Below are 16,559 nucleotides of genomic sequence, written 5' to 3'. Positions count from 1 at the left end.
GCGGCGCCCGGCCCCGCCCCCGCAAACCGGCCCCGCAAAAGGGCCCGGCCCCGAGGAGGCAAACCTCCTGGGGCCGGGCCCTATGGACCGCTGGGGCGCGGTCGGGGATGCGTCAGTTGTCGTCCTCGTCGATGAGGAAGCCACGCATCGGCGTCGGTGCCTGCTGGAGCGGCTGAGGCGCCTGCGGGCGCACCGGGGCCATCGGCTGCGTCATCGACGGGGCCATCTGCTGGCCGTGACCGCCGGTGTGACCGCCCATCTGCTGGCCGCCGCCCATCGTGTGGCCGCCGCCCATGGTGTGGCCCATGGCTCCCGCGCCCGCGGGGGCCATCTGGTGGCCGCCGCCCATGGTGCCGCCGCCCATGCCCGAGGGGGCCGGGAGGGACGCCGTGGCGGGGGTGCGCGGCGGGGCGAGCGAGTCGTCGGCCTGGTTCTCCAACTGGCGGAGCTGGCTCTCCAGGTACGACTTCAGCCGGGTGCGGTACTCCCGCTCGAAGCCGCGCAGGTCCTCGACCTTGCGCTCCAGCGTGGCGCGCGCGCTCTCCAGCGAGCCCATGGCCACGCGGTGCTTCTCCTGGGCGTCGCGCTCCAGGGCGTCGGCCTTGGCGCGGGCGTCGCGCTCCAGGCCCTCGGCGCGGCTGCGCGCCTCACCGACGATCTTGTTGGCCTCCTGACGGGCCTCCGCGATCGCCTGGTCCGCGGTCTGCTGGGCCAGCGACAGAACACGGGCGGCGCTGTCGCCCCCGGGGCCCTGCTGCGGCATGTGCGGACCGGGACCCATGCCAGGGCCGGGACCGAGTCCCTGCGGGTGACCCTGGGGGTGGCCCTGCGGGCCGTGGCCACCCGGCCCCGCCGGAAGCTGGGGAGCACCGGGCAGTTGAGGGGCGCCCATGTGCTGCGGCGGGACCGGCTGTGGTCCGGATATGGCGGCGGGCACCGGGGCACCTGGCCGGTCCTGGGGCTCCGGCGGCTTGCGCATCTGCTGCTGGCTCTGCGCGGCGGCCCGGGTCGCCGCGGCCAGTTTGGCCCTCAGGTCCTCGTTCTCACGGAGCAGCCGGGTCAGTTCCCCCTCGACCTCGTCGAGGAAGGCGTCGACCTCGTCCTCGTCGTAGCCTTCGCGGAGCCGGACTGTCGTGAACTGCTTGTTCCGGACGTCCTCGGGGGTCAACGGCATCTCTTCACCTCAACGTGATCGTCGACATATCGGCAGCCTGCATCGTTCACATCAGGCTCCCCACGACGGAGATCAGGATGTAGACGATGATCATCAGTACGAAGAAGGACAGGTCGAGTGCCACGCCCCCGAGACGTAGCGGCGGTATGAACCGCCGCAGAAGCTTGAGCGGCGGATCGGTGACAGTGTAGGTGGCCTCCAGGACGACCACCATCGGCTTCCCTGGTTGCCACGACCGGGCAAACATGAAGACGTAATCCATCACCAATCGGAAGATCAGGACGACCAGGAAGCACATCAGCACGATGTAGATCACCCCGAGTGCGACGTCCATCGTGCCTTGCCTCTCCCCACTCGTTCGTTGGCCCGTAACCGTCCGGTCGGGCTCAGCTCTGGTTGAAGAACCCGCCCTCGGCGATCCGGGCCTTGTCCTCCGCCGTGACATCGACGTTAGCAGGCGACAGGAGGAACACCTTCTGCGTCACTCTCTCGATACTGCCATGCAGTCCGAAGACCAGTCCCGCGGCGAAGTCGACCAGGCGCTTGGCGTCCGTGTCGTCCATCTCCGTGAGGTTCATGATCACCGGGGTTCCCTCGCGGAAGTGCTCCCCGATGGTACGGGCTTCGTTGTAGGTCCGGGGGTGCAGAGTGGTGATCCGGTAGGGCTCTCGCTCGGACACGACCTTGGGCATGATCACCGGTGAGTTCTTCTCCAGACTGTGGCGCTCGGGTGTGATGGATGCCACTTGCGCCACTCGTGGCTCCGGCCGGACGGGGGCGTGCGTCACCCTGGCCGGCTCCTCCTGCTGCCGTGGCACCCGTTCGCGCTCGGGCTCGAGCTCGGGCTCGAAGTCGTCGTCGGGGTCGAACCCCCGGCCGTCGTAACCATCGTCCTCCACGAGGCCGAGGTAGACCGCCATCTTGCGCATCGCGCCGGCCATACTCTGAATCCTCCGGTCTGTGGTGGATCGGCCCGCCACCCTGGTACCACGATCCACAGGTCTGCCCCGGTTCCCCCGGGGCCGACCATGATTTTTTGCTGTGGTCCGACTTTGCGTGACGTTACCCGAGCCGGGACCGTAGGCCGAGTACCGCTGTACCGACGCGTACATGTGTCGCCCCGGCGGCCACCGCCTCCTCCAGATCCCCGCTCATCCCCGCGGAGACCATGTTCCCAGCAGGATGGTCGGCACGCAGCCGGGACGCGATTTCCGACAGGGCGTCGAACGCGGAGCGCGGCCGGCCCGCGTGCGGCCCGGCCAGCGGCGCGACGGCCATCACCCCGGCCAGGCGCAGCCCTTCGGCCCCGGCCACCGCGTCGGCGAGCGCGGGGACCTCCTCGGGGGCGGCGCCGCCGCGGCCCCGCTCCGGACCCGCCTCGGTGTCGAGGGCGACCTGGAGGAGGCAGGACAGCTCGCGGCCCTCGCGGACGGCCGCGGCCGACAGGGCGTCCACCAGCCGCAGCCGGTCCACAGAGTGCACGAAATGGGCATAACGCGCCACAGAACGGGCCTTGTTGGTCTGCAACTGGCCGATGAAGTGCCATGTCAAGGGCAGGTCCGCGCACGCGGCGGCCTTGTCCGCGGCCTCCTGGTCGCGGTTCTCACCCACGTTCTGCACACCGAGTTCACACAACAACCGCACATCGTCGGCCGGGTAGGTCTTGGTGACGACGATCAGGGTGACCTCGTCGCGGGCCCGGCCCGCGGCGGCGCAGGCGTCGGCGATGCGGCGCTCGACCCGGGCGAGGTTCGCCGCGAGCTCGGCGGCGCGGTCCGTGCCGCCGCTCACCGGGCGGCCTTCCCCGCGGCGGCGGCGTCCAGCCACACGTACCCGGCCTGACGGCCCGTCGTGCCCTCGCGCCGGTACGAGTAGTGGTCGGCCGACTCCCGCGTGCAGATGTGGGATTTTTCACCGACCGGCACGCCCAGTCGGGCGAGTTGGGCGTGCACCCCGGCGGCGACGTCGACGGAGGGGGTGCCCCAGCGGGTGGTCGCGTGCGCCTCGGGAACGGCGCGCGCGACCTCCGCGCGCATCTCCTCGGGCACCTCGTAGCAGCCCCCGCACACCGAGGGCCCGGTGGCGGCCGTGATGCGGGCCGGTTCGGCGCCCCGCGCCCGCATCGCCCCCACCACGGCGGGGACGACGCCGGCGAGCAGTCCGGGGCGCCCGGCGTGCGCCGCCGCGGCGACACCGGCGACCGGGTCGGCGAGGAGGACGGGCACGCAGTCGGCGACCAGGACGGCCAGCGCCAGGCCCGGGCGGGTGGTGACGACGGCGTCCACCCGGCCCGCGGCGCCGGGGGCGTCCTGCGGGCCGTCGAACGGGGCGTCCACGACCGCGACGTCCCGGCCGTGCACCTGGTTCATCCACACGACGGCGGCGGGGTCGAGGCCGAGGGACTTCGCGGCCAGCTCCCGGTTGGCGCGCACCGCCCCCGGATCGTCGCCGACCGCGCCGCCGAGGTTGAGCTCGTCGTACGGAGCGGCGCTCACCCCGCCCCACCGGTCGGTGAAGGCGAAGTGCGCGCCGCCGCTGTCGAAGTGCTGCGTTATCACTTCCCGATCATCACTTGAGGAAGTCGGGAACGTCCAGTTCCTCCGCGGGGGTGTCCTGGTAGGGCCGGGAGGCCGGGACCTGGGGCGGCGCGGGAGGGGGCGTGGGCAGGTCGGCGACCGGGTCGGTCTCCGGCTCCTCCTGACGCGGGGTGACACTGCCCAGCCCGCCGAACGGCGAGGTCCTGGGCTCGCCCAGGCGCGGCGGCGGGGGCGTGGAGGGCGTCAGGGGCTCCTCGGAGCGGCCGGTGTAGCCCAGCACCTTGTCGCGGCCGCCCTTGGGCGGCGGCTGGCCGCCGTCGAAGCCCGCGGCGATGACGGTGACCCGCACCTCGTCGCCGAGCGCGTCGTCGATGACCGCGCCGAAGATGATGTTGGCCTCGGGGTGGGCGGCCTCGCTGACCAACTGGGCCGCCTCGTTGATCTCGAACAGGCCGAGGTCGGAGCCGCCGGAGATGGACAGCAGCACGCCGCGGGCGCCGTCGATGGACGCCTCCAGCAGCGGGCTGGAGATGGCCATCTCGGCGGCGGCGACGGCGCGGTCGTCGCCGCGGGCGGAGCCGATGCCCATCAGGGCCGACCCCGCCTCGGACATCACGGACTTCACGTCCGCGAAGTCGAGGTTGATCAGGCCGGGGGTGGTGATCAGGTCGGTGATGCCCTGCACACCGGAGAGCAGGACCTGGTCGGCCGACTTGAACGCGTCGAGCACGCTGACCTGGCGGTCCGAGATGGACAGCAGCCGGTCGTTGGGGATGACGATCAGGGTGTCCACCTCGTCGCGGAGGGCCGCGATGCCGTCCTCCGCCTGGTTGGCCCGGCGGCGGCCCTCGAAGGTGAACGGGCGGGTCACCACGCCGATGGTGAGGGCGCCGAGGGAGCGCGCGATGTTGGCGACGACGGGGGCGCCGCCGGTGCCCGTGCCGCCGCCCTCGCCCGCCGTCACGAAGACCATGTCGGCGCCCTTGAGGACCTCCTCGATCTCCTCGCGGTGGTCCTCGGCGGCCTTGCGGCCGACGTCCGGGTTGGCTCCGGCGCCGAGCCCGCGGGTGAGCTCGCGGCCGACGTCGAGCTTGACGTCGGCGTCGCTCATCAGCAGGGCCTGCGCGTCGGTGTTGATCGCGATGAACTCGACGCCCTTGAGACCGACCTCGATCATCCGGTTGATGGCGTTGACGCCCCCGCCGCCGATGCCGACGACCTTGATGACTGCGAGGTAGTTCTGCGGTGCTGCCACGTCGAAGGCCTCTCGCCTCGAGTTACGTGCCGTCACGGCGCCTTGGCGCCCTGCCGACTGATGCCGTTGGATCCGCGTGTTCGATCCACATGCCAGGGGGTACCGAACGCCGACCCGAACCCTAACCTTGAGGTTTAGGGTTATCAGTATGCCTGTCTCTCATGCTGCGTTGAGACAGGACACTAAGTCGCGGGCCGGGGTGGGTTCAATGAACACGCCGAACCTCCCGTTTTTCTTTTGACCCTATGTGATCAAGCCCTTGCCACGCGAACCGGGGTCCCGGAAAGGGTGAGAACCGGTCAACCGGCGGTCCGCGGAAGGGACGTTGAAGGGGTCCGCAGGGGGTCAACGGCCCGGCGGGGCGGGCGGGAGCTGCACGGCCGGGGACGACGGGGAGGTGACGTCGTAGCGCTTCGCCTTCGGCGCGGCCTTCAGCAGCGCCGCCAGCGCCTCGCGCTTCTCCTCCCCGCGCTCCGCGCTCCCCCACGCCACCGTGCGCCCCCCGGAGAGCAGCAACTGGATGTCGTCGTAGCTGCGCACGTCGATCGAGCCGGTGGCCGAGCGGACCTGCGGCGGCAGTGACCGCGCCACCTCCACGGCCGAGCGCAGCAGCGCCCTGCGGCCGAACTCGCGCAGGGTGGCCGAGCCCTGCGGGTCCCGGGGCAGTTGCAGCCGCACCAGGGGGACGCCCTGCGGGGCGGTGGTCACGTCGGCGTAGGCCACGCCGGTGCGGTCCACCTCGGTGTAGCCGGCGCCCTTGCGCAGCACGGCCGCCGGCTCCCGCTCGGTGACCTCCACGTGGAGCGTGTCGGGCCAGGAGCGGGCCACCTCCACCCGCTCCAGGCGGGGCAGCTCCTTCAGCAGGCGGCGCTCCACCGCGGCGGTGTCCACCTCCACCAGCGCCCCGCCCGGGGAGACGCCCGCCGCCTCGCGGATCCGCCCCGCGGTGAGGATCTCGTTGCCGGTGACCCGCACCTGGCGGACCTCCAGCAGCGAGCTCCCGTACAGCAGCCAGGCGCCGCCCCCGGCCGCGAGCGCGGCCAGCGCGACGGTCACCAGCAGCCGCCTGGCGCGGACCGGGCGCCGGGCGGACGCCCCGGGCTCCGGGCGCGCGCGCAGGCGCGGGCGGCGCCGGGGAGTCGCGGAATCCGCCGCGCGCTCCGGCCGCGCTCCTCGCTCGGCGCGCTCGCTCGTCGTCGGTCCCGCCACGCTCGCCCGTCCCCGCTCTCCATGTGTGGGCCGTGACCGCCGGCGGGGCGGAGCACGGCCTGGACCCAAGGACCTATCCTGCCCGGCCCGCGGCCACGGCCTCGTACACCATGCCGACCAGCAGGTCATCTGCGTCCCGACGGCCGAACTCGGCGGCGGCGCGGCTCATGTCGTACAGCCGGTGCGGGTTGGTGAGCACGGGCAGGACATGGCCCAGCACCCAGTCCACGGACAGGTCGGCGTCGTCCACCAGCAGGCCGCCGCCGGCCTTCACCACCGGCTGGGCGTTCAGCCGCTGCTCGCCGTTGCCGATGGGCAGCGGCACGTACGCGGCGGGCAGGCCGACGGCGGACAGTTCCGCCACGGTCATCGCGCCGGCGCGGCACAGCATCATGTCGGCGGCGGCGTACGCCAGGTCCATCCGGTCGATGTAGGGCACCGGGATGTACGGCGGCATCCCCGGCATGTGGTCCACCACCGGCAGCTCGTTCTTCGGGCCGACGGCGTGCAGGATCTGGATGCCGGACTGCTGGAGGCGCGGGGCGACGGACTGGATGATCTCGTTCAGCCGCCGCGCGCCCTGGGAGCCGCCGGAGACCAGCAGCGTCGGCAGGTTCGGGTCCAGGCCGAAGGCGTGCCTGGCCTCGGGACGCATCGCGGCGCGGTCCAGGGTGGCGATGGCGCGGCGCAGCGGGATGCCGACGTAGCGGGCGTTGCGCAGCTTGCTGTCGGGGGTGCTGACGGCGACGTGGTCGGTGTAGCGGGAGCCGATCTTGTTGGCGAGCCCGGGGCGCGCGTTGGCCTCGTGCACCACGATCGGCACGCCCCGGCGCTTGGCCGCCAGGTACCCGGGCAGGGCGACATAGCCGCCGAAGCCCACGACGCAGTCGGCCTTGGTGCGCTCCAGGATGTCCTGGGCGGCCTTGATGGTGCCGCGCAGCCGGCCGGGAACCGTGATCAGTTCCGGGGTGGGCTTGCGCGGCAGCGGCACCGCCGGGATCAGCGCGAGTTCGTAGCCGCGCTCGGGCACGAGCCTGGTCTCCAGACCCCGCTCCGTGCCGAGCGCTGTGATCCCCACGGTCGGGTCCTGCCTGCGCAGGGCGTCCGCGAGGGCGAGCGCGGGCTCGATGTGACCGGCGGTCCCCCCGCCGGCGAGCACGACATGCACCGAAATTCACCGCTCTCCGGGCGGCCGTCTCTTGATCAGCCGCCCCCTGGTTCGAGTTAGCACCCCTGGTCCCCGCACGGCCAGCGCTGCTCGCGCAGCGGGTTCGCTCCTGACGAACGAGAGCAGCATCCCGATGGCGAACATGGTCGGCAGCAGCGCCGAACCCCCGTAGGAGAACAGCGGGAGGGGGACACCGGCGATCGGCAGCAGACCGAGCACCGCACCGATGTTGATCACGGCCTGGGCCATGATCCAGGTGGTCACGCCTCCCGCGGCGAACCTGACGAAGGGATCCTCCGTGCGTCCGGCCACGCGGATACCCGCATAGCCTAGAGCCGCGAAGAGGGCGAGTACCGACAGCGTCCCCGCGAGCCCCAGTTCCTCCCCGGTCACGGCGAAGATGAAGTCGGTGTGCGGCTCGGGCAGTTGCCCCCATTTCTCCACACTCGCCCCCAGGCCGCTGCCGAACCAGCCGCCGGAGGCCAGCGCGTACATGCCGTGCACGGCCTGCCAGCACTGGTCGTTCGGCCCCGGCTCGGTGGCGCCGAGGCAGGCGAGCCGGCCCATCCGGTTGGCGCTCGTCCTGATCAGCACGAACGCCAGCAGGGCGCCGATGGCCAGGGTGCCGCCGAACAGGCGGCCCGGCGCCCCGGCCAGCCACAGCAGGCCGAACAGGATCGCGCCGAGGATGACCCCGGTGCCCATGTCGCCGCCGAGCATGATCAGGCCGAGCAGCAGCATCGCGCCGGGCACCAGCGGCACCAGCAGGTGCTTCCACTGGGTGAGCAGGCGCATCCGCTGCTTGCGGGCGATGAGGTCGGCGCCCCACAGCACCAGGGCGAGCTTGCCGAACTCGCTGGGCTGGAGCTGGAACGGGCCGCCGAGGTAGATCCAGTTCTGGTTGCCGTTGACCGCGTGCCCTATCCCCGGCAACTGCACCAGCAGCATCAGGAACACCGAGCAGATCAGCAGCGGGTAGGCCAGGGCGCGGTGCAGCCGCACCGGCATGCGGGATGCGATCAGCAGCAGCACGCAGCCCAGGGAGGCGGCGAAGAGCTGCTTGACGAAGAAGTAGGTGGACGGCAGCCCCGCCTGGAGGGCCTTGATCTGGGAGGCGGAGAAGACCATGACCAGGCCGAGGACGGTGATCAGCAGGCTGCCGCCGAGGATCAGGTAGTAGGCGGTGAGCGGGCGGTCCAGGGAGCGGCGGAGCTGGGTCGTGGTGCGGCGCAGGCCGCCGAACGGGCCCCCGCCCGCCGCCACGGGCCTGGGCCTGGGCCGCGGCCTCGGGGGCCGGCGGGCGGGGGGACGCGCCGCGGGGACGCGGGCCCGGGGGCCTCCCGTTCGCTGGTCCGGCATGGTGTCCCCTCTGGTGTTGTGGGCGGGTCGCCTTCCCGGGTGGCCGCGCCTGCGCTCCCGCCACCCGGTGACCAGGGTGTCGTGTCGGCGGTCCGTTGGGGGGTCGGACACTCCGGCGACGGTTCACTCGGGGCGGCCCGGCGTGACGACGGTACCGCCGCGCGGGCCCCCGGGCACCGGTGGGAGGGGGCGCGCCGGGCCCGGCCCCGGCGTCAGCCGCCGAGCCCGCGCACCGCCGCCGCGAAGACGTCGCCGCGCTCGTTGTAGTTGCGGAACATGTCCATGGACGCGCACGCCGGGGCCAGCAGGACGGTGTCCCCGGGGCGGGCCAGGCGGGCGGCCTCGCGGACGGCCGCCTCCATGGTGCCCGGGTCGGTGCGGTCCAGGTCCACCACCGGCACGTGCGGCGCGTGGCGGGCCAGGGCGTCCCCGATCAGGGCCCGCTCGGCGCCCAGCAGCACCACGGCGCGCAGCCGGCCCGCGGCGCCCGCGACCAGGTCGTCGAACGCGGCGCCCTTGGCCAGGCCGCCCGCGATCCACACCACGTGGTCGTACGCGGCCAGGGAGGCCGCAGCGGCGTGCGGGTTGGTCGCCTTGGAGTCGTCCACGTAGGTCACCTGGTCCACGGTGGCCACGGTGGCGATGCGGTGGGCGTCGGGCCGGAAGGCGCGCAGCCCGTCGCGGACCGCGCCCGGCGGCACGCCGCGGGCGCGGGCCAGGGCGGCGGCGGCCAGGGCGTTGGCGACGTTGTGCGGCGCGGCGGGCGTGATGTCGCCGACCTGGGCCAGCTCCTGGGCGTTGCGGTGGCGGTCGGTGATGAACGCCCGGTCCACCAGGATGTCCTCGACCACGCCGAGCTGGGAGACGGCCGGGGTGCCCAGGGTGAAGCCGACGGCCCGGCAGCCCTCCTCCACGTCCGCCTCGCGCACCAGGTGCTCGGTGGCGGGGTCGGCGGCGTTGTAGACGCAGGCCACCCGGTTGCCGTGGTAGATCCGGCCCTTGTCGGCGGCGTACGCCTCCAGGGAGCCGTGCCAGTCCAGGTGGTCGGGGGCGATGTTGAGGACGGCGGCGGAGTGCGGCCGCAGCGACGGCGCCCAGTGCAACTGGTAGCTGGACAGCTCCACGGCGAGCACGTCGTACGGCTCGCCGGAGAGCACCACGTCCAGCACGGGGGTGCCGACGTTGCCGACGGCGGCCGTGCGCAGGCCCGCGGCCCGGAGGATGGACGCCAGCATGCGCACGGTGGTGGTCTTGCCGTTGGTGCCGGTGACGGCCAGCCAGTCGGGCGCGGCGCCGCCCGGCGCGAGGGTGTCGCGCAGCCGCCAGGCGAGCTCCACGTCGCCCCACACCGGCACGCCCGCCGCCGCGGCGGCCGCGAACAGCGGGCTGTCCGGGCGCCAGCCGGGCGAGGTGACCACCAGGGTGGCGCCGTCCGGCAGGGTCGCCGCGTCGCCGAGGCGGACCGCGGCGCCCTCCTTCTCCAGGTCGGCGGCGCGCGCCGCCAGGGCCTCGCCCGTGCCGCCGTCCACGGCGGTGACCCGGGCGCCGAGACCGAGCAGCGCCCGTGCGGCGCTGACCCCGGAGACGCCGAGCCCCGCGACGCACACGTGCTGCCCGGTCCTGATCACTTGGTCACCCATCCCGCGTAGAAGATGCCGATGCCCACCGCGACGCACACGCCCTGGATGATCCAGAACCGGACCACGATGAGGACCTCGCTCCACCCCTTGAGCTCGAAGTGGTGCTGGAGCGGCGCCATCCGGAACACCCGCTTGCCGGTCATCCGGAACGACCCGACCTGGATGATCACCGACAGGGTGATCAGCACGAACAGGCCGCCGAGCAGGGCGAGCAGCAGCTCGGTGCGCGAGCAGATGGCCAGGCCGGCCAGGGCCCCGCCGAGGGCCAGGGAGCCGGTGTCGCCCATGAAGATCTTGGCCGGGGAGGTGTTCCACCACAGGAAGCCGAAGCAGGCCCCCATCAGCGCCGAGGCGACGATCGCCAGGTCCAGCGGGTCCCGCACCTCGTAGCAGGCGGCGCCCGCGGTGGCGATGTTGGCGCAGGACTGGCCGTACTCCCACACGCCGATGAACACGTAGGCGCCGAAGACCATCACCGAGGCGCCGGTGGCCAGGCCGTCGAGGCCGTCGGTGAGGTTCACGCCGTTGGACATCGCCAGGATCATGAACAGCGCCCACACGGCGAAGATCACCGGGCCGAGGGACCAGCCGAAGTCCTGCGTGAAGGACAGCTTGTCCGACGCGGGGGTCAGGCCCCGCGCGTCCTCGAACCGCAGCGCCAGCACCGCGAAGACGACGCCGACGGTGAGCTGCCCCGCCATCTTGGCCTTGGCCCGCAGACCCAGGCTGCGCTGCTTGGCGACCTTGATGTAGTCGTCGAGGAAGCCGACCAGGCCCAGGCCCGCCATCAGGAACAGCACCAGCACACCGGACGCCTGCGGCCGCTCCAGCGTGATCGCCTTGGTGGCGGCGTAGGCGATCAGGGTGGCGAGGATGAACACCGCGCCGCCCATGGTGGGCGTGCCCCGCTTGCTGTGGTGGCCCTGCGGGCCGTCGTCGCGGATCATCTGCCCGTAGCCGCGCCGCACCAGCAGCCGGATCGCCAGCGGCGTGCCGATCAGGGACAGGAACATCCCGATGACGCCCGCGAAAAGGATCTGCCTCATCGGGCGCCCTCGCCCTCGGCGCGCCCGGCGGCGGGCACGTCCGCGGCGAGCGCCGCCGCGACCCGCTCGAGGCCCATGGCCCTCGACGCCTTCACCAGCACGACGTCCCCCGGGCGCACCTGTGCGCGCAACAGGTCGATCGCCGCATCCGCGTCGGACACCAGCACCGACTCCTCACCCCACGAACCCTCGTTCTTGGCACCCATGTCGAGCCAGGCGGCCGCCCGGCCGCCCACCGCCACCAGCCTGGTGACGTTGAGCCGGACGGCGAGCCGCCCGATCGCGTCGTGCTCGGTGAACGAGGCGTCCCCGAGCTCCGCCATCTCCCCGAGCACGGCCCAGGTGCGGCGGCCCGCTCCCATCGCGGCCAACGCGCGCAGCGCGGCCCGCACGGAGTCCGGGTTCGCGTTGTAGGCATCGTTGACGATCGTGACGCCGTCCGCGCGCTCGACGACTTCCATGCGCCAGCGGGACAGTGCGCCCGCCTCTGACAGGGCGGTCGCGATCTCCTCGACGGGCATGCCGAGTTCACGGGACACGGCGGCCGCGGCGAGCGCGTTCGACACGTGGTGCTCACCGTACAGGCGCATGGTCACCTCGGCCGAACCCTGGGGGGTGCGCAGGGTGAAGCAGGGGCGACCCGTGGCGTCGAGCCGGACATTCTCGGCACGCACGTCGGCGTCCTCGGACTCGCCGAAGAACACCACGCGGGCGCGGGTGCGCTCCCGCATCGCGGACACGTACGGGTCGTCGGCGTTGAGCACGGCGATCCCGCCGTCCGCGGCGGGCGGCAGGGCCTCCACGAGCTCGCCCTTGGCCTGCGCGATGGCCTCCCGGCCGCCGAACTCGCCGAGGTGCGCGGTGCCCACGTTCAGCACCACGCCGACCCGGGGCGGGGTCAGCTCGGCGAGGTAGCGGATGTGGCCGATGCCACGCGCGCCCATCTCCAGCACCAGGTGCCGGGTGGACTCCCCGGCGCTGAGCGCGGTCAGCGGCAGCCCGATCTCGTTGTTGAGCGAGCCCGGCGGGTACACGGTGGGCCCCAGCCTGGTGAGCAGTTGGGCCATGAGGTCCTTGGTGCTGGTCTTGCCCGCGGACCCGGTGAGCGCCACGACGGTGGTGCCGAGCCGCCCGACGACCAGGCGGGCCAGCGCGCCGAGCGCGGAGGTGACGTCGGGCACCACGATCGCGGGCACGCCGACGGGCCGGGAGGCGAGGACCGCCACGGCCCCGGCCGCCACCGCCTGCCGGGCGAAGTCGTGCCCGTCGACCTTCTGCCCGGCGAAGGCGACGAAGAGGCTTCCTGGCTCCACCTTCCTCGAGTCGAGTACCACCGTCCCCGTGACCCGGCCCTGGGGATCCGGTATGTCGTGCATGCTCCCGCCGACCGCTTCCGCGACCTCGGCGAGGGTGAGTGGGATCACTGGTTCTCCGTGTCTTCCTTGCGTCCGCTGCGCGGCTCGCCGCCGGGCCGCGCGGCCGCGTCCGGCGCCGGTGCCCCGGCCGCCGGCGCCGCTGTGCGCCACCCGGCAGGCCCGGCCTCGATGGCCTCCCGCAGCACCTGCCGGTCGTCGAAGGGCCGGACCACTCCGGCCGTCTCCTGGCCCTGCTCGTGGCCCTTGCCCGCGACCAGGACGGTGTCGCCCGGACGGGCCCTGGCCACGGCGGTGGCGATGGCGGCGGCGCGGTCGGCGTCCACCAGCACGGCGCCGCGTTCGTGCGCGGGCACGGACACCGCTCCGGCCAGCATCGTCGCCAGGATCGCCAGCGGGTCCTCGGACCTGGGGTTGTCGCTGGTCAGCACGGCCGTGTCCGCGAGGCGGGCGGCCGCGGCGCCCATGGGGGCGCGCTTGTGCGGGTCGCGGTCGCCGCCGCAGCCCACCACGATGTGCAGCGCGCCGGGGGTGACGGCGCGCAGGGTGCGCAGCACGGACTCCACCGCGTCCGTCTTGTGCGCGTAGTCGACGACGGCGAGGAACGGCTGCCCCGCGTCGACGCGCTCCAGGCGGCCGGGCACGCCCGGCACCGCGGCCACCCCGGCGACGGCGTGCTCCAGCGGCTCGCCCGCGGCGACCAGCGCGGCGATCGCGGCCAGCGCGTTGGCGACGTTGAAGGCGCCGGGCAGCGGCACGGACGCGTCCGCGCGCTGCCCGCCGGGCCCGGTGACGCGGAAGGTGCTGCCCAGCGGGCCGAGCACCACGTCCTCGGCCCGCCAGTCGGCGTCCGGCGCGCCCTCGGCGGAGAAGGTGACCACGGGCACGCCGGCCTCGCCGGCCAGCCGCCGCCCGTACGCGTCGTCGACGTTGACCACGCCGAGCCTGCTGCGGCGGGGTGTGAACAGGTCCGCCTTGGCCCGGTAGTAGTCCTCCATGTCGGAGTGGAACTCCATGTGCTCCGGGCTGAGGTTGGTGAACACCGCGACGTCGAAGACGACGCCGTCCACCCGCCCCAGCACCAGGGCGTGGCTGGAGACCTCCATGGCCACCGCGCGCACCCCGCGCTCGCGCATCACCGCGAACAGCGCCTGGAGGTCGGTGGCCTCCGGGGTGGTGCGCTCGCTCTTGATCCGCTCGTCGCCGATGCGGGTCTCGACGGTGCCGACCAGGCCGGTCGGCTCGCCGGAGGCCCGCAGGCCGCCTTCGAGCAGGTAGGCGGTGGTGGTCTTGCCGGAGGTGCCGGTGACCCCGATCCGCAGCAGGTCCCGCCCCGGGTTGCCGTAGACGGTGGCGGCCAGCTCGCCCATCACCGCGCGCGGGTCGTCCACCACCAGCAGCGGCACCCCCGCGGTGACGCGCTCGGCGCCCGCCGGGTCGGTGAGCACCGCCGCCGCGCCGCGCTCCACCGCCTGGGCGGCGAAGTCGGCGCCGTGGAAGCGGGCGCCGGGCAGCGCGGCGTACAGGTCGCCGGGGCTGACGGCGCGCGAGTCGTGGGTGATGCCGGTGACGGGGGTGTCCTCCCCGCCGCCGGCTCTGCCGCCGGCCGCCGCGCGGACGGTGACGCGGCCGAGCTGCTCGGCCAGTGCCTTCAGGGGCGTGGGGGGGATCCGGGCGGGGCGGGGGGCGCCGTGGCGCCCGGCGCCGGCGGCCGCTCCGGACTGCTGCTGATCAGGGTTCGGCACGGCGGTGAGAGTACCGGTCCCGTGGGCGGGGCCGCGAAGCGAGGGGGCCGGGCCGCGCGGCGGGGGTGAGGTACGGCTCGGTGCCGACACCGCCGTGCCCGGCCCCGGGGCCGGTGTCGACGGCGGAGTCCGGTCCGAGCCGAGTCCCGGCCCGGCCGCGCCGTTTCCCTGGGTCGAGGTCATCGGCCGGGTCGTCCCGGCTTGAACTCGACGGGCAGCTTCGGGGGCTTGGCTCCGGTGGGCGGCACCCGCAGGGTCTTCAGCGAGAACTCCATGACCTCCTTGAACACCGGGCCGCAGATCTGCCCGCCGAAGTAGCTGCCCCGGGTGGGGTTCTGGATGACGCAGGAGACGGTCACCCGGGGGTTGTCGGCGGGGGCGAAGCCCATGAAGGAGGCCGTGTAACCGGAGTACCGCCCCGTCCGCGGATCCACCCGGTTGGCGGTGCCGGTCTTGCCCGCCACCCGGTAGCCGGGGATCTGCGCCTTCACGCCGGTGCCCTGCTCGTCGCCGACGACGGACTCCAGCATCCGCGACAGGGTCCGCGCGTTGTCCTCGCTGATCACGCGGCTGCGCGCGGGCTCGGGCGCGGGCACGTAGCGGCCGTCGGGCCGGGTGCTGCCCTTGATCAGGGTGGGGGTGACGCGGACCCCGTCGTTGGCGACGGTGGAGAACACGGAGGTGGCCTGGAGGGCGTTGACGGACAGGCCCTGCCCGAAGGGGATGGTGTACTGCTGGGAGGCGCTCCAGTCGTCCGGGGCCGCCAGGATGCCGGCGGTCTCGCCGGGCAGGCCGATGCCGGTCTTGCGCCCTATTCCGAACTTCTCCAGGTAGGAGTGCAGGACCCGGTTGGAGGCGCGCTGGTCGCGGCCGAGCTTCTCGGCGACGCTGATCGTGCCGAGGTTGCTGGACTTGGCCAGCACGCCGTTGAGGGTGAGGAACCAGGTCGGGTGGTCCACGTCGTCGTGGAAGACCCGGTCGGCGCGGCGCAGGGTGTTGGGGACGGTGATGCGGGTGTCCCAGGCGGCCACGCCCTCCTCGAGGACGGCGGCCATGGTGATCAGTTTGCTGACGCTGCCGGGCTCGTACACGTCCTGCACGGCGGGGTTGCCGAGCACGGTCGGGTCGGCCCGGCCGTAGTCGTTGGGGTCGAAGCCGGGCGACGAGGCCATGGCCAGCACCTCGCCGGTGCGGGTGTCCTGGACGATGACGTAGCCGCGGTCGGCCGCCGACTCCTCCACCTGGCGGGTGATGGCGTCCTGGGCGGCCCACTGGATGTCCCGGTCCAGGGTGAGGCGGACGTTGCGGCCGGGCACCGCGGGCTGCTCCTGCACGCCCGCGGTGGGCACCTGGCGGCCGCCGGACTGGGCGTAGGTGCGCTTGCCGTCCTTGCCGGACAGCTCGGCGTCCAGCACCTGCTCCAGGCCGGCGCCGCCCTTCCCGGAGGAGTTGACGAAGCCGAGCACGCCCGCAGCCAGGTCCCCGGCGGGGTAGACGCGCTTGCTGTGCTCCTGGGCGAAGACCCCGGCCAGCACGTTGGCGCCGGGGCTCTCGGAGAGCTTGGCCTTGAGGTTCTTGATCTGCGTCCACGCCTGCGGGGTCTGCTGACGGGCCAGCAGCTCGTACCGGGAGCCGGGCGAGGACAGCTTCTTCTCCAGGTCCGCGCGGTCCACCCCGATGATCGGCGCCAGCATCTCGGCGGCGCGGGCGGGCGCGTCCGGCAGGTCGGTCTGCTCGGGGGTGAACAGGTACGGGTCGGCGGTGATGTCGTAGCCGTCCACGGTGGTGGCCAGGCGCACCCCGTCGCGGTCGGTGATCGCGCCGCGGTCGGCGGGCAGCGGCACCTGCACGTACCGGTTGACCGCGGCCTTGGCGGCGTACGCGGAGGCGTCCACCACCTGGAGCTGGAGCAGCCGGACCACGAAGACGACCAGCAGGAACGCCAGGCCCAGCGAGACCAGGCGCAGGCGCGGCCCGGGGCGGCCCAGGCGCAGCGGCCGGGCGGCCAGCGAGGCGCGGTCGCCGCCGGACGGGCGCCGGGGCGGCGGGGCGC

Annotated in this window: 14 protein-coding genes; all 14 read right to left on the bottom strand. The window is 73.6% G+C overall.

Annotated elements, in window-relative coordinates; translation table 11 throughout:
• Positions 1 to 112 precede the first annotated feature (112 nt).
• Complete coding sequence (locus ACYVO2_RS22775; RefSeq protein WP_461009793.1) at positions 113 to 1,174, bottom strand: DivIVA domain-containing protein; 1,062 nt, start codon at positions 1,172 to 1,174, stop codon at positions 113 to 115.
• A 46-nt stretch (positions 1,175 to 1,220) separates the two neighbouring features.
• Positions 1,221 to 1,508 carry a YggT family protein gene (locus ACYVO2_RS22770; RefSeq protein WP_461009792.1) on the bottom strand — a complete coding sequence of 96 codons (288 nt, stop codon included), beginning with the start codon at positions 1,506 to 1,508 and terminating at the stop codon, positions 1,221 to 1,223.
• 52 nt (positions 1,509 to 1,560) lie between these two features.
• Positions 1,561 to 2,115 (bottom strand): cell division protein SepF, encoded by a 555-nt coding sequence (locus ACYVO2_RS22765; protein WP_461009791.1) that lies wholly within the window; start codon positions 2,113 to 2,115, stop codon positions 1,561 to 1,563.
• A gap of 121 nt (positions 2,116 to 2,236) precedes the next feature.
• On the bottom strand, positions 2,237 to 2,965 hold the full coding sequence (locus ACYVO2_RS22760; RefSeq protein WP_461009790.1) for a YggS family pyridoxal phosphate-dependent enzyme: 729 nt from the start codon (positions 2,963 to 2,965) through the stop codon (positions 2,237 to 2,239).
• Entirely contained in the window at positions 2,962 to 3,732 is a 771-nt protein-coding gene (gene pgeF / locus ACYVO2_RS22755) for a peptidoglycan editing factor PgeF (RefSeq protein WP_461009789.1), read from the bottom strand. Before pgeF ends, ACYVO2_RS22760 begins: the two co-directional genes overlap by 4 nt.
• Positions 3,733 to 3,742: 10 nt before the next feature.
• Positions 3,743 to 4,966, bottom strand: coding sequence for a cell division protein FtsZ (gene ftsZ, locus ACYVO2_RS22750; protein ID WP_461009788.1), 1,224 nt, complete (start codon positions 4,964 to 4,966; stop codon positions 3,743 to 3,745).
• Positions 4,967 to 5,311: 345 nt separating this feature from the next.
• Positions 5,312 to 6,022: a cell division protein FtsQ/DivIB gene (locus tag ACYVO2_RS22745; RefSeq protein ID WP_461009787.1), complete on the bottom strand. Its 711-nt coding sequence runs from the start codon at positions 6,020 to 6,022 to the stop codon at positions 5,312 to 5,314.
• Between the two features lie 226 nt (positions 6,023 to 6,248).
• The gene (murG, locus tag ACYVO2_RS22740; protein ID WP_461009786.1) at positions 6,249 to 7,343 is read right to left on the bottom strand and encodes an undecaprenyldiphospho-muramoylpentapeptide beta-N-acetylglucosaminyltransferase; all 1,095 of its coding nucleotides are present in this window, start codon (positions 7,341 to 7,343) and stop codon (positions 6,249 to 6,251) included.
• A gap of 6 nt (positions 7,344 to 7,349) precedes the next feature.
• Positions 7,350 to 8,702: a putative lipid II flippase FtsW gene (gene ftsW, locus ACYVO2_RS22735; RefSeq protein ID WP_461009785.1), complete on the bottom strand. Its 1,353-nt coding sequence runs from the start codon at positions 8,700 to 8,702 to the stop codon at positions 7,350 to 7,352.
• A 212-nt stretch (positions 8,703 to 8,914) separates the two neighbouring features.
• The gene (gene murD / locus ACYVO2_RS22730; protein ID WP_461009784.1) at positions 8,915 to 10,342 is read right to left on the bottom strand and encodes a UDP-N-acetylmuramoyl-L-alanine--D-glutamate ligase; all 1,428 of its coding nucleotides are present in this window, start codon (positions 10,340 to 10,342) and stop codon (positions 8,915 to 8,917) included.
• Positions 10,327 to 11,388, bottom strand: coding sequence for a phospho-N-acetylmuramoyl-pentapeptide-transferase (gene mraY / locus ACYVO2_RS22725; protein ID WP_461009783.1), 1,062 nt, complete (start codon positions 11,386 to 11,388; stop codon positions 10,327 to 10,329). The genes murD and mraY overlap by 16 nt, the downstream gene beginning before the upstream one ends.
• Complete coding sequence (locus ACYVO2_RS22720) at positions 11,385 to 12,812, bottom strand: UDP-N-acetylmuramoyl-tripeptide--D-alanyl-D-alanine ligase (protein ID WP_461009782.1); 1,428 nt, start codon at positions 12,810 to 12,812, stop codon at positions 11,385 to 11,387. Before ACYVO2_RS22720 ends, mraY begins: the two co-directional genes overlap by 4 nt.
• On the bottom strand, positions 12,809 to 14,506 hold the full coding sequence (locus ACYVO2_RS22715; RefSeq protein WP_461009781.1) for a UDP-N-acetylmuramoyl-L-alanyl-D-glutamate--2,6-diaminopimelate ligase: 1,698 nt from the start codon (positions 14,504 to 14,506) through the stop codon (positions 12,809 to 12,811). Before ACYVO2_RS22715 ends, ACYVO2_RS22720 begins: the two co-directional genes overlap by 4 nt.
• Before the next feature lie 179 nt (positions 14,507 to 14,685).
• Positions 14,686 to 16,559: peptidoglycan D,D-transpeptidase FtsI family protein (locus tag ACYVO2_RS22710; RefSeq protein WP_461009780.1), on the bottom strand; the 1,874-nt coding region annotated here is incomplete at its 5' end.

This window comes from Streptomyces capparidis (assembly GCF_054782095.1).
This window is presented reverse-complemented; position numbering and strand designations above follow the sequence as displayed.

Coding starts and splice junctions, on each gene's coding strand:
- ftsW (WP_461009785.1), bottom strand. CDS start 8,702: ATGCCGGACCAGCGAACGGGAGGCCCCCGGGCCCGCGTCCCCGCGGCG.
- ACYVO2_RS22770 (WP_461009792.1), bottom strand. CDS start 1,508: ATGGACGTCGCACTCGGGGTGATCTACATCGTGCTGATGTGCTTCCTG.
- mraY (WP_461009783.1), bottom strand. CDS start 11,388: ATGAGGCAGATCCTTTTCGCGGGCGTCATCGGGATGTTCCTGTCCCTG.
- ACYVO2_RS22765 (WP_461009791.1), bottom strand. CDS start 2,115: ATGGCCGGCGCGATGCGCAAGATGGCGGTCTACCTCGGCCTCGTGGAG.
- ACYVO2_RS22775 (WP_461009793.1), bottom strand. CDS start 1,174: ATGCCGTTGACCCCCGAGGACGTCCGGAACAAGCAGTTCACGACAGTC.
- murD (WP_461009784.1), bottom strand. CDS start 10,342: ATGGGTGACCAAGTGATCAGGACCGGGCAGCACGTGTGCGTCGCGGGG.